Origin of the sequence: Roseburia zhanii (assembly GCF_014287635.1) — a bacterium.
GTDB classification, from domain to species: domain Bacteria; phylum Bacillota; class Clostridia; order Lachnospirales; family Lachnospiraceae; genus Roseburia_B; species Roseburia_B zhanii.
Genome location: NZ_JACOPH010000003.1, coordinates 76,371 through 92,421, shown reverse-complemented (window position 1 = coordinate 92,421; position 16,051 = coordinate 76,371). Strand labels below are relative to the sequence as shown.

The window sequence follows — 16,051 nt, the reverse complement described above, 5'->3', positions numbered from 1 at the left end:
TATGTCAGGCTTGTTGTGATTATGATGTGTTTCGTTGCAATGGATCATTACGATGCTTCTTCAAATTGTGAATTATAAAGTTCCGCATAAAATCCCTGCTGTTTCATCAGTTCTTCGTGATTTCCCTGCTCGATGATGTCACCATCTTTCATTACAAGGATCAGATCTGCATCACGGATCGTTGACAACCGGTGTGCAATGATAAAGCTGGTCCTGCCGCGCATTAAATTATCCATGGCTTTCTGTATCCTGATCTCTGTACGGGTATCGACAGAAGATGTTGCTTCATCTAAGATCAGGATCGGATTGTCTGCTAAAATGGCACGGGCGATCGTAAGTAACTGCTTTTGTCCCTGTGATACATTGCTTGCATCTTCATTTAATTCCATATCATAGCCACCCGGAAGTGTCTGTATGAAATGATGTGCATGTGCTGCTTTTGCTGCTGCAATCACCTCTTCATCGGTTGCATCTAATCTTCCATAACGGATATTTTCCAGGATCGTTCCCTTAAACAGCCATGTATCCTGTAAAACCATGCCAAAGGCATCCCGCAGTTCTCTCCTGTTAAAGTTTCTGATATCATGTCCGTCAATGCAGATCTTTCCACTATCGACATCATAAAAACGCATCAGAAGCTTAACGATCGTTGTCTTTCCGGCACCGGTCGGACCGACAATCGCGATTTTCTGTCCCGGCATTGCTTTTGCAGAGAAATCGTGGATAATGATCTGGTCTTTCTGATATCCAAAGCTGACATCCTCAAAAGATACTTCTCCTTTGACTTCTGCTAACGATACCGGATCTTCTACAGTCTGTTCTTCTTCCTCTTCCTCTAAAAACTCAAAAACACGCTCGGAAGCAGCCGTCATGGACTGTACCTGATTGATCACCTGCGCGATCTGCTGGATCGGCTGGGTAAAGTTTTTTACATACTGGATAAATGCCTGGATATCTCCAATTCCGATTTTTCCTTTGATTGCTAAAATACCACCGGAAATTGCCACACCTGCATATCCTAAGTTACCGACAAACACCATAATCGGCTGCATCATACCCGATAAAAACTGGGATTTCCATGCAGATTCGTATAATATGCTGTTGGTTTCATTAAATTTCCGGATACTTTCTTTTTCTTTATTAAATGCCTGTATTACTAAATGTCCACTATAGGTTTCTTCTACCTGTCCATTGATATGTCCTAAATATTCCTGCTGCATTTTAAAATGCTTCTGCGAAATTTTAACAACTGCCGAAACTAAAGCTGCAGAAACCGGAAGCACGATAAGTGCGATCAGTGTCATAAGCGGTGATATGGAAAGCATCATAACAAGTGTACCGATCAGTGTTGCAACGGATGTAATGATCTGTGTCACACTCTGATTCAATCCCATACCTAACGTATCTACATCATTCGTGATCCTAGAGAGCACTTCTCCATATGTTCTGCTCTCAAAATATTTCATCGGCATCCGGTTAATCTTTTCTGAAATTTCTTTTCTCATGCGGTAGCAGATCTTCTGTGTGATGCCTGTCATGATCATTCCCTGGCAAAATGACAATACGGAACTGATCAGATATAACCCTAACGTGATCAATAAGATCTTAGCAATATAATTAAAATCGATGCCGCCTGTGCCGGCAATTTTGTTCATCAGACCTTCTGATAAAGAGGTTGTCGCTTTACCCATGATCTTAGGTCCTAAAACAGAAAATACAGTAGAACATGCCGCTAATACCATGACAAGAACGATGGCTGCTCTGTAGCTGCCTAAATAGCGGAATAATTTTCCAAAAGAACCTTTAAAATCTTTTGCTTTTTCACCCGGCATCATACCTCTTTGCATTCTGCCAGGTCTTCTTCTCTGTGCAGAGTCAAACTCTGTATTCTTCTCGTCGCTCATGCTAATCCTCCTTTCCTTTTTCTAAGCCTAATTCTGCTGCGGAAAGCTGTGATCTTGCGATCTGTCTGTATACTTCACACTGATCTAACAGTTCTTCATGTGTTCCTTTTCCGGCAATTTTTCCTTCATCTAATACTAAGATCTGATCTGCGTGTAAGATCGTACTGATACGCTGTGCCACTATGATCACAGTAGAGTCTGTCACTTTCTTTTCTAATGCTTTCCTAAGTGCCGCATCTGTTTTCATATCCAATGCCGAAAAACTGTCATCAAAAATAAATACTTTTGGCTGTTTTGCGATTGCCCTTGCAATGGCAAGACGCTGTTTCTGTCCACCGGATACATTGCTGCCGCCCTGTGCAATCTGGCTTTCATATCCGTCTGCCTTTTCAGAAATAAATTCTCCTGCCTGTGCGATCTGAGCTGCTTCTTCAATTACTTCATCACTTGCAGATGCATTTCCAAAACGGAGATTCGATGCGATCGTTCCTGAGAACAACACACCTTTCTGCGGAACAAAACCGATCTCATCTCTCAACTCCTGTAATGAGATCTTACGAATATCTTTTCCATCGATCGTAATACTTCCTTCTGTCACATCATAAAAACGAGGGATCAGGTTGACTAATGTAGATTTTCCACATCCTGTACTTCCGATGACCGCTGTTGTTTTTCCCGGCTCTGCCACAAAATCAATATCTGACAGCACATCTTCCTTTGCACCCGGATACCGGAAATTCACATGGTCAAACCGGACGATTCCCTGATGATTCTCTATTTTTTCCGGTTCATCCGGATCACTGATTGAATTTTTTGTCTGTAAAACTTCATCTATACGTTCTGCTGCAACACCTGCCCTTGGCAGCATGATCGACATCATAGTCAGCATTAAGAATGAAATGACGATCTGCATGGAATACGTGATAAATGCGGTCATGGCACCTACCTGAAGCTGTCCGGCATCAATCCGGTGTGCAGATACCCATACGATCAATAAGGTTACACTATACATGACAAGCATCATGCCCGGCATCATAAATGTCATGACCCGGTTGGTAAATAACTGTGTTTTTGTCAGATTTTTATTTGCTGTATCAAACCGTTCTTCTTCTTTTTTCTCACGTCCGAATGCTCGGATAACCGATAAACCGGTCAAAATCTCTCTGGAAACTAAGTTTAACGCATCAACTAATTTCTGCATTGCCTTAAATTTTGGCATTGCAACTGCCATTAAAAGCATCACAAGACCAACGATCACAAGTACTGCTAATACAATGATCCAGCCCATACCTGCTCCTGTCTGTACAACTTTGTAAATACCACCGATTCCAATGATCGGAGCATATAAGATCATACGCAGCATAACAGCTGTCACCATCTGTATCTGCTGGATATCATTCGTACTTCTTGTGATCAGAGATGCTGTTGAAAACCGATCCATCTGTGCATTCGAAAAGCCGATCACCTTCTGATAAACAGCTCCTCGCAGATTTCTTCCGACTCCTGCCCCGACTTTTGCAGCAAGGTAACATACACCAACCGATGCCGCTAACATTACAAATGCCATGCCAAGCATCTTTGCCCCGGACTGCCATAGATACTGCATCTGCAATTTATCCATATCCATTCCGGCTGCTTTATCACAGGAAGCCGCATATGCTGCACCCATCGAGGATAAGGTACTGCTGCCAACGGACTCTGTCATTTTTTCTAACTGCTCCCTGAGTGCTGTAAGATCTGTCGGCATACCCTCCTGCATTTCGGTTTTGACATCACTGTCTGCCATCGTTTGTGCCTGATAAACCATAAGTAACGGCATACGGAGCGTTTCATCTAACGCATCTAAATCTTCAGCTTTCATCTCTTTACGCTCATAGATACCTTCTGTATTCAGCGTATAACTGTCATCCCAGATGTTTTTTTCTTCATCTGTCATAAAGAATTTTGCTTTTTCGTAATCCTCCTGTGTGATCTTTTCCGGTACAGTATGAGATACACCGTTATTAATAATACCGACATCAATGATATCTGACGTATACTGTGGTAATGCCAGATCACAAAATGCCTGCACGACTAGCAGCAATACGATCAGTACGATCACTTTCCAGTAAGGGATCATATTTTTAAATATTTTTTTCACTGTCTGCCGCTCCTTTCCTATGCTCTATTTTACGCTTTTCAATCTCTCTTTGTGCTGTCTGCAACAGTTTATCCAAATACGCATTGAGTGCCTGCATATTTTCACTTCCCATTTCACCAAAAACTGCATCTGTAAAGGAATTGAATATTTCTTCTGTTTCTATGAGAACTTGTTTTCCTTTTTCTGTCAGCTCTACATAAGTATTTCTACGGTCTTTCGTATCGACCGTACGCACAATGTATTCTTTTCCTTCTAAACTCTTTAAACATCTTGAAACTGCCGGTGCTGCTACACGCATATTCTTCACCAGATCAGAAACTTTGACGCATTGTACTTCCTGCTCTTTTGTGCAATGGTCTATCGTTTTCATTACAGCAAAATCTCCGGAATTGATCCCCGGGAGCATGGAAGATATATGCAGTTTCCGAAACTTTTTCATCGTTTCTAAAAATGCTTTCTCTTCTGCTTTCATGTTGTCACCTCCGATAGGATATGATCGTTTATGTGTTCTTTTTAACGATTGCAATATTTCTACTTGGAAATATTTTGCATTGTTAATTATTTATGTGCGTAAGTGATAATAGCACCGGTGTTTAAAGGTGTCAATATGGGAATATTGGAATTTATAGATTTTTTAGAAACGTTTCTTAAGAATTTTATGGAAAATATGATTTCCGGTTCCTTCTATTGAAATTTTCATATTTCGATGTTACTATTTTCTTATCAATCAATTACGATGTTACTGATAAAAATATCTGAACAAAAAGCATTTTTAAAGGAGATATGCATATGCCATTGCCAAAAGAAAACACTTATACAACTGATTACATCTACTCACTTCCAGAAGGACAGCGGGCAGAACTGATTGATGGTGTTATTTATGATATGGCCCCGCCAAACAGACTGCATCAGGAACTTGTTTCTGAACTTCACTACAAGATCACTGACTATATCAAGAAAAATAAGGGAGTTTGCAAGGTTTATCCTGCTCCATTTGCTGTTTTTCTAAATGCAGATGACAGAAACTATGTAGAGCCAGATATATCCGTCATTTGCGATAATGACAAATTAGATGATAAAGGCTGCAACGGTGCTCCTGACTGGATCATTGAGATTGCATCTCCCAGCACCAAACGGATTGATTATAGTATAAAATTATTCAAATACCGCTCTGCAGGTGTGCGTGAATACTGGATCGTAAATCCTCGTACAAGAATTGTAAATGTCTATGATTTTGAAAAAGAAGCTCTCACCGATCAATACTGCTTCGATGATGATATACAGGTATGCATTTATGATGATCTGACAATTAACATTGCTGAATTATTAAAATAAAAACAGCCGGAAACCCATGATCTCATCATTAAATCTACGTTTCCGGCTGTATCCACTCATCGGGGTAACAGGATTCGAACCTGCGACCTCACGGCCCCCAGCCGTGCGCTCTGACCAAACTGAGCCATACCCCGCAGACATTCATTATAACATATCTTATATCTGATATTCAACAAAAATATCCCTTAAATCTGCACCTCTGCTTCTGCCTCCTGCTTAAATTCTTCTAACTGTACAGAACTCATTTCCGGCAGTTCTTCTAAGGAATGGATACCGAAACTGCGTAGAAATTCTTCTGTTGTTCCAAACAGCATCGGCCGTCCCGGTGCATCTAATCTTCCTAATTCACTGACTAAATTGTATTCGACTAATTTGCTGACAGCGTGGTCACAGGAAACACCGCGGATCTTTTCGATCTCAGCTTTTGTTACCGGCTGTTTATAGGCAATGATCGAAAGCGTTTCTAAAAGAACATCGGTCAACACGTATTTTTTGGGCTGTTTTGCAATACGGATCAGATATTCATAAGTATTCTGGCTTGTGCACATCTGATAGGATTCATCTAATTCGATGATCCGCATCCCTCTGTCATTTTCTTCATACTCTTTTGAAAGTTCTAAGATCAGACGCTTTGTTTCTGCTCTGTCTAATTCGATTGCTGCTGCGATCTTATCAAGTTCTACGGAATTACCCATGGTAAAAAGAATTGATTCTATGATCGTTTTATATTTCTTATCTTCCATTTTCATACCTCATCATGCACATATCTTCGATTCGATCTCAATATCGTCAAACAGATTCTCCTGCCTGATGGAAATCTTTCCTGTTTTCATCAATTCTAATATAGCAAGAAAGCTGACAATGACTTCCATTTTACTGCTCTGGGATTCTAACAGATTCCGAAAAGAAAAATGTCTGTGTGCAATGGCATACTGCTCTAAATATGCCATTTTATCAGGAAGGGACACTTCTTCTTTTTCTATTTTGCCAAATCCTGCACGGACTCTGTCTATTTTATTTTCCTGTCTGCGCATGACGGACTGAAAAATATCATTCAGCTTATTCAAGGTCAGATCTGCCATCAGTTCTTCTAAATCTACCGGTGCTTCGTATGCTAAAACTTCTTTTGGAACGGTTGGCTGTTTAAAGAGCACTTTCCCAGCATCGGTCTGACGGTCTTTTAATTCGTAAGACATACACTTATACATCTTATATTCTAATAACTGCTGCACAAGTTCTGCCCTTGGATCTTCCTCCTCTTCTTCCTCTGTCACTTCTTTTGGCAGAAGCATTTTGGACTTGATAGCGATCAGGGTTGCTGCCATGACTAAAAATTCACTCATGATATTTAAATCCTGCCGCTGCATTTCCCTGATATATTCTAAGTATTGGTTTGTGATCTCTACGATCGGGATATCATAAATATTGACTTTATTCTTTTCTAACAGATGAAGGAGCAGATCTAACGGTCCCTCAAATGCTTCTAATTTCACTGTTAATTCCATATATGATCCGTTCTTTATAAGTTTTTATACATTTTGCATATAGATTTCATTCTAAGTTATTTTGAGGAAAATTTCAAGTTGTGGTCATAATTTTTACAAAACAGCCTACATTATAATAGAGATTTGTTATGACTTCCGGAGGTTTTATATGCAACCGATTTTATCTGTATTCCTTTGCCTGCACCTTCTGATCTGTTCTATCCTGCCCCTGCCTTCGCTCATTTCTAACACAAAAGAAGTTCCCGCCACAGAATCTTCTTCTGCTGAAGTGACGATCACGGCTCCTAGTGCTGTTTTGATGGAGGCATCTACCGGAACGATCATCTATGAAAAAGATTCCCACACACGCCGCCCGCCTGCAAGTGTCACAAAGATCATGACGCTTCTTCTGATCTTTGAAGCACTTGAAAAAGGAAATATCACATTAACCGATACGGTCACTGTTTCTGAACATGCTGCTAGTATGGGCGGTTCTCAGGTATTTTTAGAAACCGGAGAAAGGCAGGATGTAGAAACAATGATCAAATGCATCAGCATTGCAAGTGCAAATGATGCTTCTGTTGCCATGGCTGAATTTATCAGTGGCAGTGAAGAAGCCTTTGTGGCACAAATGAACAAAAAAGCTGCCGCACTTGGCATGAAAGATACCACATTTATCAACTGCTGCGGTCTTGATACCGATAATCACTTAACAAGTGCCCACGACATTGCACTGATGTCAAGGGAATTAACGATCCATCATCCGCAGATCCATGATTACTGCACGATCTGGATGGATACGATCACCCACGTAACGGCAAAAGGTTCTTCTGAATTTGGTCTTACAAATACAAATAAACTGATCCGCCAGTATGAATATGCGACCGGCTTAAAAACCGGCTCTACCAGCCTTGCAAAATTCTGTCTTTCTGCTACCGCAAAAAAAGACGGCATGGAACTGATCGCTGTGATCATGGGTGCACCTACACCGAAAGACCGTTTTTCGGATGCTGCCTCCCTGTTAAATTACGGTTTTTCCAAATGCCGTATCTATACTGACAAAAATCAGGAATCCCTGCCGGATATTCCGGTAAAAAAGGGAACAACGGACACCCTTCCGATCGAATATCACAATGAATTTCAGTATCTTTCCTGTGATGACATGGATTTTAGTTCGATAGAAAAAGTCCTTTCTCTCCCGGATTCTGTAACTGCTCCTGTCAAAAAAGGGGATAAGATCGGAGAAGCGGTTTACCGGATTGGAGAAAAAGAACTTGGTTCGACGGATATCATTGCAAAAAAAGATATGATTCAGGCGGTATTTGCTGATTATATGCAAAAGGTTCTCCGTTTTTATTTTTCTTAAGTATAGAACCGTTACTTTTGAGCAATGTATGCCCGAAAAACGAAAAACTTTCGGGCATACATTGTTTATAAAAGCGGTGCAAATAACCGCAAAATACTCTGCAGCAGTTTGCTAAAAATATTTCTGTTCCTGCAAAAGTCCAGCGTGATCTGCTTAGAACCTGCGATCGTATCTAATACATCCTGTTTTAATTCCATGACTGCCTGCGAACGGTACATAAATACACCACATTCAAAATGCAGATACAGACTTCTGTAATCTAAATTGATCGTCCCCACAGTTGCGATCTTATCGTCACAGACAAAACACTTTCCATGTAAAAATCCGGGCGTGTACTGATAGATTTTTACACCATTTAAGATCAGTTGTTCATAATAGGACTGTGTCAGCAGAAAGATCAGTTTTTTATCCGGTATCCCCGGTGTCACGATCCTGACATCTACGCCACATTTTGCAGCATTTTCAAGTGCAACGGTCATCTCATTATCTACGATCAGGTACGGAGTATAGATATAAACGTACTTTTTGGCACGATTGATCATATTCAGATAGACATTTTCACCCACGTTTTCATGGTCTAACGGCGTATCTCCATATGGCTGTACATAACCGTCTTTTGGATTAATCTTTTTATTATAAATATCCGGAAGATACTGATAGTAATCTTCTTTGGTCTGGTTAATGTAGTTCCACATCTCTAAAAACATTGTCGTAAGACTCCAGACAGCTTCTCCTTTGATCTCAATACCGGTATCTTTCCAATATCCAAAACGCACTTTTTCATTGATATATTCATCGGCAATATTGATCCCACCGGTGAATCCGACCTGTCCATCCACGACTAGAATCTTACGGTGATCCCTGTTATTTAATATGATAGACAAGATCGGGCGGAATGGATTGAATACAGCACAGGAAATCCCCATATCAGACAGCCGCTTCTTAAAATGTGGCGGTATCGTCTTGATCGAACCGACATCATCATAGATCAGACGCACTTTTACGCCTTCTCTTACTTTGCGTTCTAAGACAGCTAATACTTTTTCTAACATATTTCCTTCTGCAATGATAAAATATTCAAGGAAAATAAAGTCTTTCGCCCGCTCCATCGCCCCTAACATGTCTTGAAACATATCCTCACCACAGGCATAATATTTTGTTTTGGAATTCCGGTAAAGCGGAGCCTGTGCCAGATCGTGGATATATTTTGACTGCATGGCTGCTTCTTTATCGGCTGCTTTTAATTCCCGTATGGCAAGCGGATCTTCCTTTAAACATTCCGTAATCTCCAGATGCATAAGATCCATACGTTCCTGTGTCCTTTTTGTCAGTTCGGACCTTCCAAATACTAAATACAGGCATATCCCAAACAGTGGGAATAAAAGGATGATAAATGTCCATGCCAGCTTATAATATGGATTTGACCAGTTATTTATAACTTTCAGTGCAACGATCACGGCTAAAATACGGATACAGATATCTACGAATGTATAATTCAGGCTAAAATGATATAATGTCAGAAAAATCCATCCAAACTGTACAAAAATCGCAACCGCTGCCATAAAAAGACGACTTAATAGAATACTTGTAATTTTTTTGATCTGTTTCATCTTTCTCTCCCTGTAACTACCTCTATAATAACCTGTTTAAATAGACAACTCCCCAATAATTCCGTCCACCTGCTTCTTCTAATTTGACCGCTCTTTCATATAGACGCAGCTTTACTTCCGCAGGTGTCATAGCCGGATATTTCTGTAATAATAATGCCAATGCTCCCGAGATCACAGGTGCAGACATCGAAGTACCGCTTTTGATCTCATAGGCATTTCCACGAAGCGAACAGCTCTTTACCGATGTCCCAGGAGCTAAGATCTCCGGCTTAACCACACAACATTCTGTCGGGCCTCTGCCGCTATAGCCTTTTTTCAATCCTTTTTTCTGTCCCATATAATCATCAATACTTCCAACAGTTATAATACTTCTGCACTGTCCCGGAATCGTGACACTGTTTTTCATCGGACCGTTATTGCCTGCTGCTGCAACGACGACGATGCCGGATTTCCATGCTCTTTCTACTGCCTGCATCAGATTCTTTTTCTCTTCTTCATCCGCAGTTGGCAGCATTCCTACGGAGATATTTAGAATACGGATATTGTATTTTTCTTTATTTTCGATCACATGATCAATGGCTTTTAATACCTGATAAGTATTCCCATTTCCCTTCCGGTCTAATACTTTTATTACAAAAAGATTGCTTTCCGGTGCCATGCCCATATAAATACCACGGCTCATCTTTCCACTTCCTGCAATAATCCCTGCAACATGCGTCCCATGTCCATTATCATCATATATCCGGGTTCTTCCCTGTGTAAAGTCGGTAAATTTTAATATCCGGTTATCAAAATCAGGATGTACTGCTATCCCGGTATCCATGACCGCAACGGTAACTCCCCGTCCGGTGATCCTTTTTCTATGTGCATAATCTGCTTTTAACTTTTTCCGAACCTGATCCATTGCATAAAATGCCTTTTCTTTTAGTTTATGCGCATAAACTTCAGGAGTTCCAAAACGGCAGTACACGTTTTTACGCATACTGCCGTCTGTTTTTTTATCTGATTATTCTGCTTTTGCAGGAACATCTTTCATAGAGAAACTGATACGTCCCATCTTATCTTTTCCAAGGCATACAACAGTAACGGTATCGCCAAGTGTTAAAACATCTTCTACACGGTTGATTCTTTCCTTTGAGATCTTAGAAATGTGAACCATACCTTCTTTTGATGGAGCAAACTCGATAAATGCTCCAAATTCTTTGATGCTGATGACTTTTCCTGTAAAGATCTGTCCAGCTTCAAAATCAGTTGTGATGATCTTAATCATGTCAACTGCTTCATCCATTGCTTTTTTATCAGTTCCGCATACAGATACAGATCCTTCATCTGTAATATCGATCTTGACACCGGTACGCTCAATGATCTCGTTGATCGTCTTACCTCTCTGGCCTACAACATCACCGATCTTTGCCGGATCGATCTGGATCTGGATGATCTTAGGAGCATATTCGCTGACTTCTTTTCTCGGCTCTGCGATTGCTTTTGACATACACTCGTCCATAATATAAAGTCTGGCCTGTCTTGTTCTTGCAATCGCTTCTTCGACGATCGGTCTTGTCAGTCCATGGATCTTAATATCCATCTGGATCGCTGTAATACCTTTCTTCGTTCCGGTTACTTTAAAGTCCATATCTCCGAAGAAATCTTCTAATCCCTGAATATCTGTAAGTACAAGGTAATCATCGTCTGTTTCTCCTGTTACAAGTCCACAGGAAATACCAGCTACCATAGCTTTGATCGGTACTCCGGCAGCCATTAAAGACATACAGGATGCACATGTAGATGCCATGGAAGTAGAACCGTTTGATTCAAAAGTTTCCGATACGGCACGGATCGTATATGGGAATTCCTCTTCTGAAGGAAGTACCGGTATGAGTGCACGCTCTGCTAATGCACCATGACCGATCTCTCTACGTCCCGGTCCTCTCGATGGTTTTGTTTCTCCTACAGAGTAAGATGGGAAATTGTAATGATGCATATAACGTTTGGAAGTTACATTCTCATCTAAGCCATCTACTTTCTGGATTTCTGATAATGGAGCTAATGTAACAACATCACAGATCTGTGTCTGTCCTCTGGTAAACATCGCAGAACCATGTACTCTAGGGATCAGATCAACTTCTGCTGATAATGGACGGATCTGATCGATCGCACGTCCGTCCGGACGTTTATGGTCTTTTAAGATCATCTTACGGACTGTCTTTTTCTGGTACTGGTAAACAGCTTCATCTAATACTGCTAACCATTCTTCGTTTTCTGCAAATGCCTCTGCAAATTTTTCTGTGATATTGCGGATGTTTTCTTCTCTGACCTGTTTCATATCTGTGAAAACTGCAACTTCCATTTCTTCCGGTGTTACAATCTTCTTCATTTCTTCAAACATTTCAGCAGGGATCGCACAGCTTGTATATTCATGCTTTGGCTTTCCTACTTCTGCTACGATCTTATTGATAAACGCGATGATCGTCTGGTTGATATCATGTGCTTTATAGATTGCTTCGATCATCTTATCTTCTGGAATCTCATTTGCTCCGGCTTCGATCATAATGACTTTCTGTGCAGTAGAAGCAACTGTCAGCATCAGATCTCCGTTGTCCCACTGTTCCTGTGAAGGGTTGATGATAAATTCTCCATCTACCATTCCTACCTGTGTCATGGCACAAGGACCATCAAATGGAATATCGGAAATGCATGTAGAGATCGCAGCACCTAACATTGCGACTAACTCTGGTCTGCAGGCTGGATCTACACTCATTACCATATTGTTTAATGTGACATCATTTCTGTAATCTTTTGGGAAAAGCGGACGCATCGGACGATCAATTACTCGTGATGTTAAAATTGCATTTTCTGATGCTTTTCCTTCTCTCTTATTAAAGCCTCCCGGTATCTTTCCTACAGAATATAATTTTTCTTCATATTCTACACTTAATGGGAAGAAATCAATTCCGTCCCTTGGTTTGTCAGAAGCAGTTGCCGTAGATAATACGGTTGTTTCTCCATAGTGCATAAAAGCACATCCATTTGCCTGCTTGCCGACTCTGTTTACATCTACTGTAAGTGTTCTTCCGGCAAGTTCCATTGAAAAACTTTTGTACATATTCATTCTCCTTATTTATTGTCTGACTCATAGTTTCTAAGATAACAGTTCTTCTTATCTGTTATCCGGCAGAAGATTCCGAAACTACTGATATGTGTATTGTAGATCAGTGATAATTCCGGTAATTCTGCCAGATAAGCTATACATCAATCAATACATATATCAGTGGTCTCGGCAGATATCCCCTGCCTTTATAAAACAAGAAAATAGAATATCGCATAGCGATATTCTGCGCCGCTTTAGCGTCACTTCTAGTGACACTCTACCTCTGCAAAAGCGTGCAAAAATAGAGCGGAAATAAACTCCGCTCTATTTATATGCCATCATTACTTTCTGATTCCTAAACGCTCAATTAAAGAACGATATCTTTCAATATCAATTTTCTTTAAGTATGCTAACAGTCCACGTCTTTGTCCTACCATCTTAAGAAGACCTCTTCTTGAATGATGATCCTTTGGATTTGCTTTTAAGTGCTCTGTTAACTCCTGAATTCTTGCTGTTAAGATTGCGATCTGAACTTCCGGTGATCCTGTATCTCCCGGTGTTCTTCCGTACTCAGCAATGATTGCCTGTTTCTTTTCTTTTGCGATCATGATAAATCCTCCTATAATAATTTAATCACCCAGCTAACGTATGATACTCAGAAAAAGGTCGGAGTGTCCTCTTACCGAATATGGGTTCAACTCATACTAAAGTAGTATATCATATGTTTTTTGCTTTGTAAACATATAATTTATTTTAACAACCGTACGACACAGATTGGTGAACGGTAGTATGCGTTTGAGATCTTGATACCTGTTCTTGCTGAACTTGCATGTACGATCTGTCCGTTACCGATATAGATTGCTACATGGCTGATCCGGCTTCCGCTTCCATAGAAGAACAGATCTCCCGGCTGTGCATCGCCTGCACTGATCCTGGTTCCGCAATTTGCCTGTGCAGCGGATGAATGTGGCAGATAGATACCATATTTTGCAAAGATCGATAAGGTAAATCCTGAACAGTCTGCTCCATGTGTCAGGCTTGTGCCGCCCCATACATATGGGTTGCCGACAAACTGACATGCATAAGATACTAAATCTACTTTGACATCGGATACGCCCTGACCATATTTTACTTCTGTCATTGTCATTGCTTTTGTAAGCTGCTCAGATGTAGATACATAATCTGCACTGACATATCCTTCTTCACTATCGACTAATACTTTGAACCAGTCACCCTGATCTTCTAATACTTCTACTTCTTCACCTTCCGGCATAAGTGCTAAAATCTCACTTTCCGTACTCGGCTCTTCTCTTACACGAAGGGTTTCTGTTGTACAGGTTGCGATCGTAGACATGACTTCTTTTGCATATGCCTTTGCCTCTTCACCTGTGATCAAAAATTCACTCTTGACATATCCGGTTACTTCCCCGGACTGGATCTGTGTCCATTCACCTTCGGTTCCTAATATTTCACAACCGGCATCTCCGGGCATCTTTCCAACAAGTTCTGCGTCCTCACCGGCTCCTTCTCTTACATTTAAGTTTCCTTCTACTTTTGCGACACCAAGATTGGTATAACCGCATACAGTTTCCTGCTGTCCGGAAGCTGTTGTTGTATCTTCGGCAGCTGACACTGTCGCTTTTGCTGTAGATATGTCTATACATGTTGCTAAAGCAGATGAAACACCTGCACTCACAGTCGTATCACTGTTCATATTTGCTGTAATTTTCTTAGATACGCCAGCACTGACTCCTGCTGTCGCTGCATCTGTCACCATCGGCATTGTCATTAACATGGTTCCTGCTGCTATGAAACTGATCATTTTTCTAAATTTCATAAATTCCTCCTAAGATTTCCTTCTCCATACAGTAAATTGCTCACTGTTAGAAGTATAGCAAGACACATTTACAATGTCAACATATTTTTGTAACAATTGTGTAACAATTTTAAATACTGTTACTGTTCACACCTAGCAGTGTGACCAGCAACGATTACAGCCCATTTAAAATGCCTCTACGAGGCAGGGGCTGTAATCACACAATAATCAACACTATGGCGCATAGCTTGACAACGCAGTGTCAAGCTTGCGTCTGAACAGTAACTAAATACTGCTTGTAAAGCAAGCTTTAAAGCACGAAGTGCGGGATTGCGAATGATAAGAAGCAGCTGTAAATAGTAACTCACTTTTATAAGCTTTTATAAGTCTTTACATAAACCTGCTTCCCATAAGCAATATCTGCCTGCATACGTTCTTTTAATTCCTCTAAAGAAGAAAATTTCATTTCCGGTCTGACCGGTGCTAAAAATTCAACTTTGATCTCTTTCCCATAGATCTGTTCATCAAAATCAAACAGATTTGTTTCGATCCCGATGGGATTTTCTCCACCGATCGTCGGTTTGCAGCCGACATTGGTAATTCCGCCATATGTCCTGCCATCTATGATTGTCCTCGTCAGATAAACACCAAATGGGGGCAGTATCTTTTCTGCCGGTGGCAGCAGATTTGCGGTCGGTGCATTTAATGTACGCCCGATCTCATTGCCATGTACCACGATTCCCTGTACAAAATAATGATATCCTAACAGGCTATTCGCTTTTCTGATCTGTCCTTTTGTGATCGTATCCCTGATCCTTGTACTGCTGATATCACATCCGTCTTCCTGTACTTTTTCGACAACTTCCACCTGATATCCGTAAGATAAAGCAAGTTTCTGCAAAAGTTTATGATCGCCCCTTCTCTGATATCCAAAATGAAAATCTGTACCCACAACTAAACTTTTAACATGCAGCTTTGTTACGATCCAGTCTACAAAATCTTCCGGTTCCATATGCATGATTTCCTCGGTAAATGGGCACTCAATCAGATAGTCAATGCCATGCTGTTCAAACAGATGCATTTTTTCTTCATTCGTCGTTAAGACCTTTTCAATCTCCTGCTGTTTTACTTTTTTCTTTGGTGGAATATCAAAGGTAAAGATCACCGCCTTTAACCCTTTTTTCTTTTCCTTTGCAAGATATTCCATCAAACGTTCATGCCCTCTGTGGATACCGTCAAATTTTCCTAAAGAGATAACGGTTTCTTCTGATATACAAAAATCTGTGATATCTTTCCTATATTCCATAA

General features: G+C 40.6%; 13 protein-coding genes and 1 tRNA gene. 2 read left to right on the top strand and 12 right to left on the bottom strand.

The annotated features are described in order from the left end of the window. Positions 1 to 47: 47 nt before the first annotated feature. The 3 genes from H8S17_RS05335 to H8S17_RS05325 are packed head-to-tail and all read right to left on the bottom strand — an operon-like array spanning position 48 to position 4,516. Entirely contained in the window at positions 48 to 1,847 is a 1,800-nt protein-coding gene (locus H8S17_RS05335) for an ABC transporter ATP-binding protein (RefSeq protein ID WP_408639401.1), read from the bottom strand. A 58-nt stretch (positions 1,848 to 1,905) separates the two neighbouring features. Next, positions 1,906 to 4,044, bottom strand: coding sequence for an ABC transporter ATP-binding protein (locus H8S17_RS05330; RefSeq protein ID WP_186866533.1), 2,139 nt, complete (start codon positions 4,042 to 4,044; stop codon positions 1,906 to 1,908). Continuing rightward, positions 4,028 to 4,516 carry a MarR family winged helix-turn-helix transcriptional regulator gene (locus tag H8S17_RS05325; protein WP_186866532.1) on the bottom strand — a complete coding sequence of 163 codons (489 nt, stop codon included), beginning with the start codon at positions 4,514 to 4,516 and terminating at the stop codon, positions 4,028 to 4,030. The genes H8S17_RS05330 and H8S17_RS05325 overlap by 17 nt, the downstream gene beginning before the upstream one ends. A 317-nt stretch (positions 4,517 to 4,833) precedes the next feature. On the opposite strand from H8S17_RS05325, the gene H8S17_RS05320 reads away from it, so the two are divergent. Next, the gene (locus tag H8S17_RS05320) at positions 4,834 to 5,379 is read left to right on the top strand and encodes a Uma2 family endonuclease (protein ID WP_186866531.1); all 546 of its coding nucleotides are present in this window, start codon (positions 4,834 to 4,836) and stop codon (positions 5,377 to 5,379) included. A 59-nt stretch (positions 5,380 to 5,438) separates the two neighbouring features. Here H8S17_RS05320 and H8S17_RS05315 read toward each other — a convergent pair. From H8S17_RS05315 to H8S17_RS05305, 3 genes are all read right to left on the bottom strand, one after another. Then, a tRNA-Pro gene (locus tag H8S17_RS05315) sits at positions 5,439 to 5,513 on the bottom strand. Positions 5,514 to 5,564: 51 nt separating this feature from the next. Further along, positions 5,565 to 6,122, bottom strand: a complete 558-nt coding sequence (scpB, locus tag H8S17_RS05310; protein ID WP_178051351.1) for an SMC-Scp complex subunit ScpB — start codon at positions 6,120 to 6,122, stop codon at positions 5,565 to 5,567. 12 nt (positions 6,123 to 6,134) lie between these two features. Then, positions 6,135 to 6,884: a segregation and condensation protein A gene (locus H8S17_RS05305; protein WP_178051350.1), complete on the bottom strand. Its 750-nt coding sequence runs from the start codon at positions 6,882 to 6,884 to the stop codon at positions 6,135 to 6,137. A gap of 148 nt (positions 6,885 to 7,032) precedes the next feature. Between H8S17_RS05305 and H8S17_RS05300 the strand changes: the two genes are divergently transcribed. Then, the gene (locus H8S17_RS05300) at positions 7,033 to 8,229 is read left to right on the top strand and encodes a D-alanyl-D-alanine carboxypeptidase family protein (RefSeq protein ID WP_186866530.1); all 1,197 of its coding nucleotides are present in this window, start codon (positions 7,033 to 7,035) and stop codon (positions 8,227 to 8,229) included. Between the two features lie 65 nt (positions 8,230 to 8,294). Here H8S17_RS05300 and cls read toward each other — a convergent pair whose 3' ends face one another. The 6 genes from cls to H8S17_RS05270 all read right to left on the bottom strand — a co-directional run bounded on the left by cls (position 8,295) and on the right by H8S17_RS05270 (position 16,049). Continuing rightward, complete coding sequence (cls, locus tag H8S17_RS05295; protein WP_207723371.1) at positions 8,295 to 9,839, bottom strand: cardiolipin synthase; 1,545 nt, start codon at positions 9,837 to 9,839, stop codon at positions 8,295 to 8,297. Between the two features lie 22 nt (positions 9,840 to 9,861). Then, positions 9,862 to 10,821 (bottom strand): S8 family peptidase, encoded by a 960-nt coding sequence (locus H8S17_RS05290; RefSeq protein WP_243237980.1) that lies wholly within the window; start codon positions 10,819 to 10,821, stop codon positions 9,862 to 9,864. A 24-nt stretch (positions 10,822 to 10,845) separates the two neighbouring features. After that, complete coding sequence (locus H8S17_RS05285; RefSeq protein WP_186866529.1) at positions 10,846 to 12,942, bottom strand: polyribonucleotide nucleotidyltransferase; 2,097 nt, start codon at positions 12,940 to 12,942, stop codon at positions 10,846 to 10,848. A 326-nt stretch (positions 12,943 to 13,268) separates the two neighbouring features. Next, a complete protein-coding gene (gene rpsO, locus H8S17_RS05280) occupies positions 13,269 to 13,535 on the bottom strand; it encodes a 30S ribosomal protein S15 (RefSeq protein WP_178052190.1) in 267 nt (88 codons plus the stop codon). A 140-nt stretch (positions 13,536 to 13,675) separates the two neighbouring features. Then, positions 13,676 to 14,764: a C40 family peptidase gene (locus tag H8S17_RS05275; RefSeq protein WP_186866528.1), complete on the bottom strand. Its 1,089-nt coding sequence runs from the start codon at positions 14,762 to 14,764 to the stop codon at positions 13,676 to 13,678. Positions 14,765 to 15,113: 349 nt separating this feature from the next. Then, positions 15,114 to 16,049, bottom strand: coding sequence for a bifunctional riboflavin kinase/FAD synthetase (locus H8S17_RS05270; protein WP_186866527.1), 936 nt, complete (start codon positions 16,047 to 16,049; stop codon positions 15,114 to 15,116). Between the last annotated feature and the right edge of the window lie 2 nt (positions 16,050 to 16,051).